Origin of the sequence: Micromonospora sp. NPDC005710 (assembly GCF_040630995.1) — a bacterium.
In the GTDB taxonomy this organism is placed as follows: Bacteria; Actinomycetota; Actinomycetes; order Mycobacteriales; family Micromonosporaceae; genus Micromonospora.
Genome location: NZ_JBEXYP010000014.1, coordinates 61,867 through 76,593 on the forward strand (window position 1 = coordinate 61,867; position 14,727 = coordinate 76,593).

At 73.3% G+C, this 14,727-nt stretch carries 11 protein-coding genes; 7 read left to right on the top strand and 4 right to left on the bottom strand.

The window, feature by feature from the left end; genetic code table 11:
- Positions 1-20: 20 nt before the first annotated feature.
- On the top strand, positions 21-2,414 hold the full coding sequence (locus tag ABZ406_RS19870) for a phosphoketolase family protein (protein WP_357763825.1): 2,394 nt from the start codon (positions 21-23) through the stop codon (positions 2,412-2,414).
- 11 nt (positions 2,415-2,425) lie between these two features.
- The gene (locus ABZ406_RS19875; RefSeq protein ID WP_357763519.1) at positions 2,426-3,283 is read left to right on the top strand and encodes a universal stress protein; all 858 of its coding nucleotides are present in this window, start codon (positions 2,426-2,428) and stop codon (positions 3,281-3,283) included.
- A gap of 171 nt (positions 3,284-3,454) precedes the next feature.
- On the opposite strand, the gene ABZ406_RS19880 is transcribed toward ABZ406_RS19875, so the two are convergent.
- Both ABZ406_RS19880 and ABZ406_RS19885 read right to left on the bottom strand, forming a co-directional pair.
- Positions 3,455-3,928, bottom strand: coding sequence for an NUDIX domain-containing protein (locus ABZ406_RS19880; RefSeq protein ID WP_357763522.1), 474 nt, complete (start codon positions 3,926-3,928; stop codon positions 3,455-3,457).
- A complete protein-coding gene (locus ABZ406_RS19885; RefSeq protein WP_357763829.1) occupies positions 3,925-4,647 on the bottom strand; it encodes an XRE family transcriptional regulator in 723 nt (240 codons plus the stop codon). Before ABZ406_RS19885 ends, ABZ406_RS19880 begins: the two co-directional genes overlap by 4 nt.
- A gap of 286 nt (positions 4,648-4,933) precedes the next feature.
- On the opposite strand from ABZ406_RS19885, the gene ABZ406_RS19890 reads away from it, so the two are divergent.
- Positions 4,934-5,167, top strand: a complete 234-nt coding sequence (locus ABZ406_RS19890) for a flavin reductase (protein WP_357763524.1) — start codon at positions 4,934-4,936, stop codon at positions 5,165-5,167.
- A 241-nt stretch (positions 5,168-5,408) separates the two neighbouring features.
- Here ABZ406_RS19890 and ABZ406_RS19895 read toward each other — a convergent pair whose 3' ends face one another.
- Together ABZ406_RS19895 and ABZ406_RS19900 are read right to left on the bottom strand one after the other, a co-directional pair.
- A complete protein-coding gene (locus ABZ406_RS19895) occupies positions 5,409-6,413 on the bottom strand; it encodes an NAD-dependent epimerase/dehydratase family protein (RefSeq protein ID WP_357763527.1) in 1,005 nt (334 codons plus the stop codon).
- Positions 6,410-6,856, bottom strand: a complete 447-nt coding sequence (locus tag ABZ406_RS19900) for a sigma factor (protein WP_357763530.1) — start codon at positions 6,854-6,856, stop codon at positions 6,410-6,412. Before ABZ406_RS19900 ends, ABZ406_RS19895 begins: the two co-directional genes overlap by 4 nt.
- Positions 6,857-7,114: 258 nt before the next feature.
- Here ABZ406_RS19900 and ABZ406_RS19905 point away from each other — a divergent pair, with 258 nt between their 5' ends.
- The 4 genes from ABZ406_RS19905 to ABZ406_RS19920 are packed head-to-tail and all read left to right on the top strand — an operon-like array spanning position 7,115 to position 14,698.
- A complete protein-coding gene (locus ABZ406_RS19905; RefSeq protein ID WP_357763532.1) occupies positions 7,115-8,047 on the top strand; it encodes an ABC transporter ATP-binding protein in 933 nt (310 codons plus the stop codon).
- Positions 8,044-8,766 carry an ABC transporter ATP-binding protein gene (locus ABZ406_RS19910; protein ID WP_357763535.1) on the top strand — a complete coding sequence of 241 codons (723 nt, stop codon included), beginning with the start codon at positions 8,044-8,046 and terminating at the stop codon, positions 8,764-8,766. Before ABZ406_RS19905 ends, ABZ406_RS19910 begins: the two co-directional genes overlap by 4 nt.
- Positions 8,763-11,942 (top strand): permease, encoded by a 3,180-nt coding sequence (locus ABZ406_RS19915; RefSeq protein ID WP_357763538.1) that lies wholly within the window; start codon positions 8,763-8,765, stop codon positions 11,940-11,942. Before ABZ406_RS19910 ends, ABZ406_RS19915 begins: the two co-directional genes overlap by 4 nt.
- Positions 11,939-14,698 carry an ABC transporter permease gene (locus ABZ406_RS19920; protein WP_357763541.1) on the top strand — a complete coding sequence of 920 codons (2,760 nt, stop codon included), beginning with the start codon at positions 11,939-11,941 and terminating at the stop codon, positions 14,696-14,698. The genes ABZ406_RS19915 and ABZ406_RS19920 overlap by 4 nt, the downstream gene beginning before the upstream one ends.
- Positions 14,699-14,727 lie beyond the last annotated feature (29 nt).

Consider the following 14,727-nt stretch of genomic DNA (forward strand, 5'->3'; position numbering starts at 1 on the left):
TACCCGCGAGAGGCAGCATGATGGACACCGCTCTCGACGTGCAACGCGCCCTCACCGACGACGAGCTGCGCCGGCTGGACGCCTACTGGCGGGCCGCGAACTACCTCACCGTCGGGCAGATCTACCTGCTGGACAATCCGCTGCTGCGGGAGCCGCTGACCCCCGACGACATCAAACCCCGACTGCTCGGGCACTGGGGCACCAGCCCCGGCCTCAACCTGGTCTACGCCCACCTCAACCGGGTGATCGTGGCGCGCGACCTCGACGCCATGTTCGTCACCGGCCCCGGCCACGGCGGCCCGGCCATCGTGGCCAACACCTGGTTGGAGGGCACCTGGTCGGAGCGCTACCACGACGTGTCGCGCGACGAGGTCGGGATGGCCCGGTTGTTCCGCCAGTTCTCCTTTCCGGGCGGCATCCCCAGCCATGTCGCCGCGGATGTGCCGGGTTCGATCCACGAGGGCGGCGAGCTGGGGTACGCCCTGAGCCACGCCTACGGCGCCGCGTTCGACCACCCGGACCTGCTGGTGGCCTGCGTGATCGGTGACGGCGAGGCGGAGACCGGGCCGCTGGCCGGGAGTTGGCTTTCCGACGTGTTCCTCAACCCCGCGCGCGACGGCGCGGTGCTGCCCATCCTGCACCTCAACGGATACAAGATCGCCAACCCGACAGTGCTGTCCCGGATCCCCGAGAAGGACCTGCTCGACCTCATGCACGGATCGGGCTACCAGCCGTACGTGGTGGCCGGCGACGACCCCGCCCAGGTGCACCGGACCCTCGCCGCGACTCTCGACCGGGTGCTGGACGAGATCGCCGAGATCCAGCGGAGGGCCCGCTCCGGGGGCGCTGTCGAACGTCCCCGCTGGCCGATGATCATTCTGCGGACGCCGAAGGGCTGGACCGGGCCACGTGAGGTCGACGGCATCCAGGTGGAGGGCACCTACCGCGCCCACCAGGTGCCGCTGTCGGGCGTCCGCGACAAGCCGGCACACCTGGCCGAACTGGAGAACTGGCTGCGCAGCTACCGACCGGAGGAGCTGTTCGACGCCACCGGCGCGCCGGTGGACGAACTGCTGACGCTGCCGCCGCGCGGTGACCGGCGGATGAGCGCCAACCCGGTCACCAACGGCGGCGTGGTGCTCCGCGATCTGACCCTGCCGGACTTCCGCGACTACGGCGTGGAGGTTCCCGAGCCGGGTACCCCGATCGCCGGCGCGACCGGGGTGCTCGGCCCGTGGATCCGCGACGTCATCAGCGCCAACCCGGAGACGTTCCGACTGTTCGGCCCGGACGAGGTCGCGTCCAACCGGCTGGGCGCCGCGTTCGAGGTGACCGACCGGGCGTGGGTGGCCGCCACGGTGCCCGGCGACGACCACCTCTCCCCCGACGGGCGGGTCATGGAGGTGCTGTCCGAGCACCTGTGCCAGGGCTGGCTGGAGGGCTACCTGCTGACCGGCCGGCACGGGGTGTTCACCAGCTACGAGGCGTTCATCCACATCGTCGACTCGATGCTCAACCAGCACGCCAAGTGGCTGAAGGTCACCCGGGCCATCCCCTGGCGACAGCCGATCGCCTCGCTCAACTACCTGCTGTCCAGCCACGTCTGGCGGCAGGACCACAACGGCTTCTCCCACCAGGACCCCGGCTTCATCGACCACGTGGTCAACAAGAAGGCCGAGGTGGTGCGGGTCTATCTGCCGCCGGACGCCAACACCCTGCTCGCCACGATGGACCACTGCCTGCGCAGCCGGCACTACATCAACGTGGTGGTGGCCGGTAAGCAGCCGGCCCCGAACTGGCTGACGATGACCGAGGCGATCCAGCACACCCGACGCGGCCTGGGCATCTGGGAGTGGGCGAGCAACGACGACGGCACCGAGCCGGACGTGGTGCTCGCCTGCTGCGGCGACGTGCCGACCCTGGAGACGTTGGCCGCCGTCGAGATGCTGCGACAGAACCTCCCGGAGCTGAAGGTGCGCCTGGTCAACGTGGTCGACCTGATGCGGCTCCAGCCGGACACCGAGCACCCGCACGGCCTGACCGACAACGAGTTCGACACCATCTTCACCGAGGAACGGCCGATCATCTTCGCGTACCACGGCTATCCGTGGCTGATCCACCGACTCACCTACCGCCGCACCAACCACGAGAACCTGCACGTGCGCGGTTTCAAGGAGGAGGGCACCACCACCACCCCGTTCGACATGGTGATGCTCAACGACCTGGACCGCTTCCACCTCGTCACCGACGTCATCGACCGGGTGCCCGGGCTGGCCGCCCGCGCCGCGCACCTGCGCCAGCGGATGGTCGACGCCCGGCAGGCGGCCCGCGACTACACCCGCGAGTACGGCGAGGACGACCCCCAGGTCGCCGAATGGCGCTGGGTCCGCGACACCGACCCGACCGCACCCTGAAGGAGGACGACGTGCGCGACGCGGAGATTCTGGTCGGCTACGACGGCTCCACCGACGCCTCGGTGGCAGTGGACTGGGCCGTGGAGGAGGCCCGGCACAGCGGCCAGGCGGTGCGGCTGGCGTACGTCTTCGAATGGTTGACGGTGGCCAGCTGGGTCGGCCCGGGCGTGGCCCCGGGCGTGTGGCCCGACGACGCCGCCCGCCGACAGGTCGAGGACCTGGTGCACACCGCCGTGAGGGACGCCGCCGCGGCCAACCCCGGGCTGCGGATCACCGGCGAGGTGTACGACGGGCCACCCGCACTGGTGTTGCAGGAACGCTCGGCCGAGGCCGGGATGCTGGTGCTCGGCAGCCGGGGCCACGGCGGGTTCGGCGGCCTGCTGGCCGGGTCGACGGCGGTGTCGGTCGCCGCGCACGCCCACTGCCCGGTCGTGGTGGTCCGCGACGGGGTCGGCAGCGCCGCGACCGACCCGTCGAGCCGACCGGTGACGGTCGGGGTGGACGGCTCGGAACCGTCGCTGGTGGCGCTCGGCTTCGCAGTCGAACGGGCGGCGCAGCGGCAGCTGCCGTTGCGCGTCCTGCACGCCTGGACACCCGGCCCCGGCGGGGCGGCCGGGGTGCCCGACGAGCGGGCCGCCGTGGAGCAGGCGCTGGAGCCGTGGCACCGGACGTTCCCCGAGCTGACGGTGACCGTCGACCTGGTGTCGACAAGCCCGGCGGCGATGCTCATCGAGGCGAGTCGGGACGCCCGGCTGATCGTGGTCGGCAGTAGGGGGCGGGGCGGACTGGCCGGCATGCTGCTCGGCTCGGTCAGTCAACAACTGATCCAACACGCCGCCTGCCCGGTTGCGGTGGTCCGCGAACGCTGACCAGGACCGTCGGCCGACGACTTCCGGGGATCGGCGCCCCACCGCTGCGCGAAGAGCCCCACGGGCAAACCGACGGCAGGCGAGCGAACCCTCGGCCCACGCCCTCCCTGAACGACGGCAGCCTGGAGAGACAACCGCGACCGCCAGCAGCCCAACCACCGACGGTTGGCATTATCCGAGGTAGGGGGTGTTGCGGCCTTCGGCATGGTGGTGGAGGCGGAGGCGGACGGTGTCGTGGATGGGGATGTGGCCGAAGTCGGCGGGGTGGATGAAGCGGACCTCGGTGGACTCGTCGCTGGCGGTCAGCGTGCCGTCGGTGACGCGCGCGAGGTAGGTCACGGTGAACTCTTGCCGCACCTCGCCATCGGCGTATGCGATGACGTGCGCCGGGTCGGTGTAGATGCCGAGCAGGCCGGTGATCTCGACGTCGAGGCCGGTTTCTTCCTTGACCTCGCGGACGGCGCACTGTTGAAGGGTTTCGCCGATGTCCATGGCACCGCCGGGCAGTGCCCAGTTGCCGGAGTCGGTGCGCCGTTGCAGCAAAACGCGGCCTTGCTGATCGGTGACGAGGGCGGCGGCACCGGGGACCAGGCTGTTCGCGGCGGGGGCCCGGGGGTCGTGGTAGTAGTCGCGCCGGCCGGTCACCGGGTTTCCTTCGGGTAGGCGGTGGTGGTTTGCCAGATCTGTTCGAACTGGTCGGCGTGGGCGGCAAAGATGCCGTGCGGGGAGAGTTCGCGCAGGTGAAGGGCGGGGTGGTGGTAGCCGCGGGCGCGGTAGAGGTGTGGGGTAACGATCATCTGGTGGTCGAAGCGGAACACCGAGTTGTACAGGTGCACAGTGTGCAGGCCGATCTCCACCCCGGGCACGCCGTGCAGTGGTTCGCAGAAGTTGAGGGCGTTGTGGATCCGGCCGGGTAGGGTGCCGCCGATCTGTTCGAGGGCGTCGCGTTCGGCGACGTGCGGGCAGTCGGGGTCGGCGAACGTGAGGCGGACGTGAGCACCGTCGGCGGCTTTGTCGGTGATGAGCTGCATGGTGTTGGGCAGCAGTTCCAGCAGGAACGGGTAGGCGTAGCCGAGCAGGTCGATCCGTTCCGTGGCGCCCGTGAGCAAGGCCGCCCAGACGTGGTGAGGGATGTCGGCGCGGTGAGCATAGGCGGCGACAACCTCGGCGGTGGCTTCCGCGCCGGGCGCCTGGTCGGGGCGGGTCTGGGGCCATAGGTCGGCTTCGGTCTCAGCGAGGGCGTCGGCGACGGCGAGGCGGGTGCGTTGGTGCGGGACGCGGCCGGTGAGCCACCGGGTGACGGTCTTGACGTCGACACCGACGGCTGTGGCTAGGGCGGCCGGGTCGAGGTGGGCGCGGAGCATGGCCGCGCGCAGGCGGTGACTCATACCGTCCCACGGTAGTGGACACGGCGGGACGCACCAGGGTCGCGGAAGTGTCCGGCGTGGTGTCCGTCGGGACGTTGGGCTGCCCAGGGCTGGTTCGTAGGTTCAGCGGCAAGGGCCCCGCCGGTTCGCTTGCGACAGATCGCCGGGCTGGTGGGCGCCAAGGGGGAAGGGGCGTCGCTCGACACGGGCTGTGGTCGGGTCCGGTGCGGGTGGCAGTCCCTTCCCCTTCCAACGATCCGGGAGGGTGGTGGGGTTGTTGTCGATGCACCAGCCGGTACGGCCGCAGTGGACCTGCGCGGGATGCGGGTCGGCGTGGCCGTGCCGGACCCGCAAGCGGCAGCTCGTGGCGGAGTTCACCGACGCGCGGATCTCGCTGATGCTGCATCTGTCGGCGTACCTGGTCCAGGCGTGCGAGGACCTGCCGCACACCCCGTCGGGCGTCCTGCACTCGCGCTTCCTCGCCTGGCCACGCTCAGCGGCAGTGCGCAACGAGTAGCGGCGCCCCGACCAGAATCATGGTCCGGGTCAGGGCGCCGCTGGTCGGGTGTCAGTCGTCGGTGGGTGGGATGTCGTCGTCTGGGTCGGTTCCATCGGGGTGTAGGGCGCGCGGTTCATGGCTTCGATGGCGTTGCCGTGCGGGCGGGGTCGGACGTGGGCGTTGATGTCGGCGGTGACGTGCAGCCGGTGACGGCACCGCCGGCAGGAGCCGCGGTGAGGGGAAAGCAGTACTCCTTCGATCACCGATTTTCCTGTGTGGCGAGCACCGCCGCCTCCCGGGCCGGGGCCAGCCCGATCGAGCTGCGCTGCGGTCGCCCGGCGCGGGAAGGCACGGCCCCGACCTCGCGGAGCCAACGCCAGGTGTCCTCGACGGTCTCGGCCACCGGCCGGCAGGTCAACCCGGCGGCGAGGGCGCGGCTCACGTCCTGCTCCAGCAACCCCCGGTACGGGTGGCCGCGGGGCAGCCAGATCGGCAGGTCGCTCCACGGCTGCACACCGGCGGCGAGGATCGACGCCGGATCGGTCCAGCGCAGCCGGGCTTCGGCACCGGTGGTGGCCACACAGGCGTCGAGCAGTTCGCCCATCGTGGTCTGCGTCGGACGGCCGACAGCGTTGAACATGCCGCTCACCCGCCGGGCGCCCGCGTCGAGCATCCACCGCGCCAGGTCGCGAACGTCGATGTACTGCACCGGCAGGTCGGCCGGCCCGGGGGCGAGCACGTCCCCGCCCCGCTCGACGCGCCGTAGCCACCAGGGCAGCCGGCCGATGTCCTCGCCCGGGCCGATGATCAGGCCGGCCCGGGCGACCAGCGCCCGCCCGCCGAGCACGTGCCGCACCGCGCGCTCGGCACCGGCCTTGAGCTGCGGATAGTCACCGTCGACGGAGTCCGGGTCGGCGTCCACCACCGGCGAGTCCTCAGTCAACCCCGCAGCGCCGTGGTCGGTGTAGACCGAGCCGCTGGACACGTACACGTAGTGGCCGATCGCGCCGGCCAGGGCACGGGCGGCGTCGCCGGCGGCCCGCGGCGCGCCGTCCCACGTGTCCACCGCGACGTCCCACTCGCCGTCGGCGAGCGCCGCCAGGCCGTCCGGCGCGGTCCGGTCACCCCGCAACCGGTGTACGCCGGACGGCACCGTCCCGTGCAGCCCCCTGTTGAACACCGTCACCGACCAGCCGCGGCGCACGGCCTCGGTGACAGTGGCCCCGCCCACGAAGCCCGTACCGCCCAGCACCAGCAGTCTCATGCGCCCCACACTGCCGATCGGGGCCTGCGGAGCACACCCCTGTTCGCCGGCAGCGGATCTGCCCGTGGCAGAACCGGTGGTGCCGCCGGGAGCGCCGCGAGCGCACCGGCGAGCGTCTCCCGGTTGACGACCCCCTCGGCCTCGTCGTCACCCGGCAGGTCCTCGATCGGTTCGGACTCCGGGCGGGCGTACGCCTCCCGCAGCCGGTTCATCACCGCCCGGCGGGCGATGGTGAAGAGCCACGGGGTGAACCGGTCCGGTTGCCGCAACCTCGGCAGCCCTCTAGGGACCGCCAGCCAGACCTCCTGCACCACGTCGTCGTCTGACCAGCCGAGCATCCGCCCGACGTACCGCTCGACCGCCGGATGCCAGCCGCGCACCAGCTCGGCGAACGCCTCCCGCTCACCCAACTGGCAGCGGACCACCAGCAACTCGTCACTCATCGGCCCTCCTTCGCCTGTTCAGTCGGCGTGGGAGGCCGGGAGGTTCACGGTCCGCCACCGCACGTCCAGCATGCAGGAAAGCCACCCAGGGCATGGTCAACGAAGCCGCCGACTGCGAAAGTGCTTCAATCTGCGTCAGCATCGGCAATCGAGACGCTTGACGCATGCGGTGACCATGCGTACCGGCTGAGTGACACCACGTGCCTGGTTGCCACCCGAGACTCGCTCGACATCGGCACAACGTGAACGGAGAAGGGAATGCCCAGCACGCAGCTGTCTCTGCCGCAGCCCTCCGCGCGGGCACCCGAGTTCGGCCGCGACGCGCTCATCGTCTGCGAGAACCTGGTGCGGATCTACCAGACCGGTTCGATCGAGGTGCAGGCCCTGCAGGGGCTCGACCTGGCCGTGGCCAGCGGTGAGCTGGTCGCCGTCGTCGGTGCCTCCGGGTCGGGAAAGTCGACGCTGCTCTCCATCCTGGCCGGCATCGACGCCCCCACCGCCGGGCGGGTCCGGGTCGACAGGTGGAACCTGCTGGCGATGTCCCGCGCCGACCGGGTCGACTACCGGCGGCACACCGTCGGGTTCGTACGACAGCAGACGGCCAGCAACCTGATCCCGTACCTGACCGCACGGGAGATGGTCGACCTGCCGATGACCGCGGCCCGCACCGCGAAGAAGGAACGCCGGGAACGCGCGTCGGAACTGCTGGACAGCCTCGGCGTCGCCGACTGCGCCGATCGGCGCCCCGGGCAACTCTCCGGCGGGCAGCAGATGCGCGTCGCGATCGCTGTGGCGCTTGCCAACCAGCCGAGGGTCCTGCTCGCCGACGAGCCGACCGGCGAGCTGGACGCGGCCACGTCCGCGGAGGTCTTCGGTGTGCTGCGGGACGTCAACCGGCGCTACGGCGTGACAGTCGTCGTGGTGACCCACGATCCGGAGGTCAGCGGCCAGGTCGAACGGACCGTCGCGATCCGGGATGGGCGCACCAGCAGCGAGGTGTTGCGCCGCACCACCACCGACGCGGAGGGCGACACGCACATGACCGCCGAGGAGTACGCCGTGATGGACCGGGCCGGGCGGGTCCAGGTGCCCCGCGAGTTCCGCCAGGCGTTGGCGCTGACCCGACGGGTCCGGCTGGCCCTGGAACCCGACCACATCACGATCCGCCCCGATCAGGGAAGCGGCGAATGACAGGCGAGCCGCTGCTCAGCGTGCGCGGCGTCCACCGACGCTTCGGGAGCGGGCCGACAGTCGTCCACGCCCTGCGGGGTGTGTCGTTCGACGTGGCCGCCGGTTCGATGGTGGCGCTCGTCGGCCGGTCCGGTTCGGGCAAGACGACACTGCTCAACGTCCTCGGCGGCCTGGATCGCCCGGACGCCGGAACCGTGCACGTCGACGGCACCGACGTCACCGCGCTCGACGAGGACGGCCTGTCCCGGTTGCGGCGCGAGAAGGTGTCGTACGTCTTCCAGAGCTTCGGGCTGATTCCGGTGCTGTCGGCCGCCGAGAACGTCGCGGCCCCCCTGCGGATGGCCCGCGTCGACCCCGCCGAGCGCGAGCGACGGGTCGAGTTGCTGCTGGAGCTGATCGGTCTTGCCGACCACGCCGGGCAGCGGCCGGCCGAACTGTCCGGCGGCCAGCAGCAGCGGGTGGCGATCGCCCGCGCCCTGGCCGCCTCACCCCAGCTTCTGCTCGCCGACGAGCCCACCGGTCAACTGGACGCCGAGACGGGCCTGTCGGTGATGGCCCTGCTGCGCGGAATCGTCGAGTCCGAAGGCGTCACGGTGCTGGTGTCGACGCACGACGCGGTGATGATGGCCCTGGCCGACCGGGTGATCCGCATCCACGACGGGCACCTCGACGAACAGCCGGCCGGGCAGCCGTACGCGCCGACGCCGGACGCCGGGTGACCTCGACGGTGCGGCTGGTCAGCCGGCGCGCCCGCGCGCAGTGGCCGTTGCTGGCTGCCCTCCTCGTGGTCGTCACCATCGGCGCGACAGTGCTGGGAACCTGCACCCTGCTCGTCACCCGCACCGCCGAGCGGGCGCTGGAGGTCACCATGGCCCGCGCCGCACCCGCCGCCGTCGACGTGACCGTCTACACCGGAACCATCGAAGGCCCGAACACACAGTCCGTAGCCGCCGACACCAAGGGCGTGGTGGCCTCCGCACTCTCATCGTTTCCGGTGACTACCACCGCGCGCGCGTCGACGGTGCTGCGGGCGCTGCCGCCCGGGCTCGTCCCGGGCACCACCGTCGGAGCGCAGGCGTACCTGTCGGGCCTGGACGACCTGCCGACCCGCGCCGAACTGGTCAACGGCCGCTGGCCGCAGCACCCCGGCGACGCGGTGCTGCTGGAATCCACCGCCCGCCTGCTCGACCTCACCCCCGGCAGCCGGGTGCGCCTCGGCGCCGAGCTGGCTCATGAGCCCGTCCCGGCCATCGACGTGACAGTCGTCGGAGTGGTACGCCCGCTGCCGGGGCGCGGCTGGGACCGCGACCCACTGGCCGCGGCCGGCTCCGCCGCCGGTTACCGGGACGGCCGTTTCATGCAGCCGGTGAACGCCTACGGTCCGTTCGTCGTCGACCTCGCCGACCTGGTCACCACAGGTGCCACTGTCGACCGGATGGAGGTCACCGCCCATCCGGACCTGTCCCACGCCAACCGCCGCGACCTGGAGGCCGTGGCCGAGGCCCTCCGTGGGGCCGACCGCCGGTTGGCCGGCACCCTCACCGACCGGGTCCGACTCGCGCGGGTCACCTCCGACCTGCCGCTGACCCTGCGGGCCGCCGACGACCAGCGGCACGTCACCGCCGCCGTCGTGCTCGCCATCGCCGCTCTCGGAGGTGTCCTGGCCGCGACGGCACTCGTCCTCGCCGGCCGGCTGACCGCTGGCATCCGCGCCGACGAGACGTCCCTGCGATCCGCTCTGGGCACCAGCCGTCGCCAACTCGCCGCCACCGCGACAATCGAGGCGGGGCTCGTCGCCGCCGTCGCCGCCACGCTCGCGCTGCCTGCCTCGTCGGCCCTGCACGCCGGCCTGACCCACCTGCCGCCGTTGGACACCGCCGGCCTGACCGTCCGGCCGACAGTCGCCGGGGCCCAGGTCCTCGCGGTCGTCGGCGGCGCCCTGGCGCTCGCCGCAGTCCTCACCGTCCTGGCGATCCGGCCCGTCCCGGCGCCCGGCGACCAGCGCACCCGCCGGGAACTGCTGGCCCGGTCCGGCGCCGACCTGCTGCTCGCGCTGTTCGCCGCCGCCGGCTGGTGGCAGCTGTACGCGCAATCCGCCGCCGCCAGCCCACGCGCCGACGCGGTTCGGGTACTCGCGCCGGCGCTCCTGCTCACCGCGGGCGCCGCCCTCGCTCTCCGGGTGGTGTTACCCGCCCTGCGCGGCGCCGACCGGCTGGCGTACCGCGCCCGTGGGCTGGCGCTCCCGCTGGCGGTCGCCGAGGCCGCCCGCCGGCCACAGGCGGTCGCCGCCGGCCTGCTCGTCGGGCTGGCCTGCGCGGCCGGAACCTTCGGCCTCGCCTTCGACGCCACCTGGCACCAGTCGCAGCGCGACCAGGCCGCCCTCTCCGTCGGCACCGACCTGGCACTGCGTCTCAGCACGGCGCCGGCGGCCGGGGACGGCCCGATCGTCAGCGCCGCCACCGCAGGAGTGGTGAGTCCGGCCCTCAACCGTGGCACGACAGTCGGTCAGTGGCTCGGCAGCAACGGAGAGGCACCACGCCTGGTCGCCGTCGACACCACCCGCGCCGACGCGCTGCTGCGCGGGCGGCTCGACGACGACGGCAACTGGGCGGACGTGGGTGCCACGTTGGCACCACCCACCCGGGCCACCGGCCTCGCCATCCCGGCCGGCGCCCCGCTCGTCCTGAGCGGGACCGCTGGCGGCGGCACCCCGCTCACGGTGACGCCCCAACTGCTGCTGCAGGACGCCACCGGCCTGCGCACGACCTGCACCGGTCCCGCCGTACCACTCGACGGACGGGAGGTACGGCTGCCCGCCTGCGCGACGGCCGACGGGCTGCGCCTCGTCGCAGTCGCCCTGCCGGTCACCGTCGAACCGCTCGGCGGACGCGTCGCCGTAGCCGTCACGCTCACCGTCCCGGCCTCGGGGTCGGCGCGGGGGGTCGACGACGGCTCGGACTGGACCGCCACGTCCGCGCCGCCCGTTCCGGGCAAGTTGAGCGAACCGACTGTCGGTGTGTCCGCCATGCCGACCGGAACCGCGCTGCGGATGGGCGCGACAGTCGACATCGGCGGCGGCGCGGAGGACCCCGCCCGGACCCTCGTCGCCACCGCCTTCCCGAACCCTGGCCGGGTGCCCGTCGCCGTGTCCTCCCGCTTCGCCAGCGAGGTCGGCGTCGACATCGGCAGCCGGCTCACCGTCACGGTCGGCATCACACCGGTCCCGATCGTCGTCACCGCTGTCGTGCCGACCGTACCGTCCGCACCCGGCGCCGCCGCCGTCCTGGCCGACCTGGACATGCTGTCGCGCGCACGCGTCGTCGCCGGAGACCTGACGTTCCCGGTGGACGCCTGGTGGGTCGGCCACCCCTCCGGCCCCGCAGCCACCGACCGGGCCGCCGCCCTGAACCTGGGCACCGTCACGACCCGCGAGGCGGAGACCGCCCGCCTCACCAGCGGCCCGCTGAGCGCCGTGCTGCCGGCCGCGCTCCGGCTCATCGTCCCGGCCGCGGCCCTGCTGCTGCTCGCCGGCGTCGTCCTGCACGTCACCTGCGACCTGCAGATCCGCGCCGTCGAGGTGGCGCGGCTACGCGGCCTGGGGATGTCCCGGCGCGACATCAGGAGAGTGCTGCTCGGCCAGCACGCCGGCGTCCTGCTGCCCCTGCTCGCGGCGGGCGCGGCCGTCGGCGCACTCGCCACCCTCGTCGTCGCTCCCCTGCTGGTGCGCTCCGACACCGGTGCCGCGCCCGTCCCGGCCGCCCAGCCACACTGGCCACTGCCGACCGAGGCCGCCCTGCTCGCCGTGCTGCTGGCCGGATGCGTGCTGGCTGTCGCCGTCGTGGTCACCGTCGAGGTCCGCCGAGCCGACGCCGCACACCTGCGGGTGGCACAGTGAAGCGGTGGCTGAGCCGCCGCTGGCCGGCGCTGCACTGGCCCAGCATCGGTGGCCGTGGCCGGAGCGACGCCGGACCACTGCTGCTCACCGCCGCCGTCATCGCGGCCGTCGCGCTGCTCGCCGGAGCCACACCGGCGCTGCTCCGCGCCGCCGCCGACAGCACCGTCCAGGACGCCGCCCGTTCGGCCGACCAGGACGCCGACGTCCTGGTACGCGCCGACTGGGAACGCGACGACGGCCCGACCGGCGGGCGGGTCCGGATGCCCCGCCTCGCCGACGAGGTCGACGAGTTCCTCGCCCGGGCGACGCACGCGCTCGGGCCCGACCTGGACGCCGCGCTTCTCCCGCCCGTCGCCGTCGTCGACAGCCCGATCCTCAACCTCACCGACGGCAACGCGCCGCGTACCTTCCAGTTCACCTACCTGGCCGGTGACCGCGGCAGCCCGGACGTGGCCTGGGTAGCCGGCAGCGCGCCCGGCCCCACCGTCTCCGGCGAGTACGTCGAGGTCTCCTACGGCGGGCCACCCTGGCCGGTGCAGGTCGGGCTCTCCGAGGCGGACGCCGCCGCACTCGACCTCGGCCCCGGCGACCGGATCCCCGTCAAGGACGGCCAGGGTCGCAACAGGGACATCCGGATCAGCGGGATCTACCGGCCCACTGACAGCGCGGACCCCGCCTGGCGGCTGGTACCGGCCCTCCTGCGCCCCGTGCCCGGGGCCGACGGCGTAGGGATCACCAGGTACGCCGGCCTGCTGTCGCGTGAGTCGTTACCGGATGCCCGGCTCGCTGTCGACGAGGACCAACTGCGGCGCACCGTCCACTTCTCCCCCGACCCCGACGCGCTCACCTGGGGCACCAGCGCGGCGCTCGCCAACCAGGTGGTCACGCTGAAGGCGACCTCCGGGGCATCCAGCGACCGCGACGAGTCCCTGAAGTGGCAGTCGCAGCTCGACAGGACCCTGCGGGACGCCCGGAACAGAAGCAGCGCCGCCTTCGCACAGGCCGCCGCCCTGCTCGTCGGGGTGCTGACCGCCACCGTGCTGGTCCTCCTGCTCGCCGCCGACCTGCTGGTCCGCCGACGTACGCAGGTGCTGGCCGCCGCCCGGCAGCGTGGGGCGGCGCTACCCGACATCGCTACGGAACTGCTCATCGAGTCCACTGTGGTGTCTGTGTCGGCGGCGGCCGTCGGGCTCGCGCTCGCCCGCGTGGCCACCGCCGGCGTCTCCTGGACCTGGGCCGTCCCCGTGGTCCTGGCCGGTGCTGTCGCCGGGCCCGCGTTCGGCACCCTCGCCGCCGCCCGCGCCAGCCGCAACCGCCGCCAACCCGCGAACCCGGCCGCTCGGCGTTGGATGCGGGCCACCGGCCACCTGCGCCGGGCCTCCGTGGAGGCCGCTGTCCTGATCGCCGCTGTCGCCGCAGTGGTCACCCTGCACCAGCGAGGGCTCCTGCGCGTCGCCGCCGACGGCGACACCGGTGAGCTGACCGGCGACCTGATCCTGCCGGTCAGCGCCGTCGCCCTGGGGGCGATCGTCGGCGCTCTCGTCCTGCTCCGGCTCGTACCCCTCGGGGCGCGGCTCGCGCTCCGACGGGCCCTGCGCTCGCGCCGCCCGCTGGCCGTGTTCGGTGCCGCCCAGGCGACCACCACGGCCGGGCGCGCGCTGCCGCTGCTGGTCCTGGTGAGCACCACGGCGCTCGCGTCGTTCGCGCTCATCCTCGGGAGCACCGTCACCCGGGGCGTTGCCGACGGCACGTGGAGCACCGTCGGCGCCGACGCCCGCCTCGACGTCGGCACCGACGCCACGGCCGCGACGCCCGCCCTCGCCGAGCGCATCACCGCCGCACCCGGGGTACGGCAGGTCGTCGTCGCGCAGGTGACCGACTCGGCACGCGTCTTCAGCGAATCGACACTGCTCACCCCGCGCCTGGTCATCGTGGACTCCGCGGCGTTCCAGCGTCTGCTGGCCACCACTCCGCTGCCCGACGCGCCGGCGCTGGCCCGGCTCACGGCACGCGGTGCGGGCAACGGGGACGTGCCGGCACTGGTCCGATCGAGCGACGGTGCACTACGGACCGGTTCGCGGTTGCAGTTGCCCCGCAACGACGCCCCGGCGATCCAGCTCGTCGCGGTCGGCACCGCTCCCGCCGTCGGCGGCGCCACCGACGTCGTCATCGTGGACGCCACGGCCCTCGCCGACGCCGGGCTGCCCGTCGTACCGAACACCGTCTGGGTGACCGGCCCCGGCGCGGCGCGGGCCGTGTCGAACAGCGGCGTCGCCGCCGACGTCGTGCTGCGCGCGGACGTCCTGCGGGCGCAGCGGGTGGCTCCGCTGACCGCCGGGCTGCTCCGGCTGGCGTGGACGGCCGCGGCGGTGCTGCTGGCACTGGGCCTGCTCGGCCTCGTTCTCGCCGCCGCCGCCGGTGCGTCGGAGCGGTGGCGGACCCTGACCCGGCTGCGGACCCTCGGCCTGCGGCCACGCGACGCCCGCTGGGTCGCCGCCGGCGAGCTGCTGCCGCCGGTGGTGGTCACCGCGGTGTGCGGCCCGCTGCTCGGGGCCCTGCTCGCACGTCTGACGCTCGGCCCGCTCGACCTGCGGCTGCTCACCGGCCAAGCCACCGACCCGGCGGCCGTCCTGCCGTGGTGGCTGCTGGGTCTGGTGAGCGTGGCACTGCTGGCGGTGGTCGCCACGGTCGTGCCTGTCGAGTCGGCGTTGCGGCGACGCGACCGGCTCGGCGAGGTGCTGCGCGCCGGCGAGTGACCGGTGGTCACCCCGTGCGGGTGGCAGAA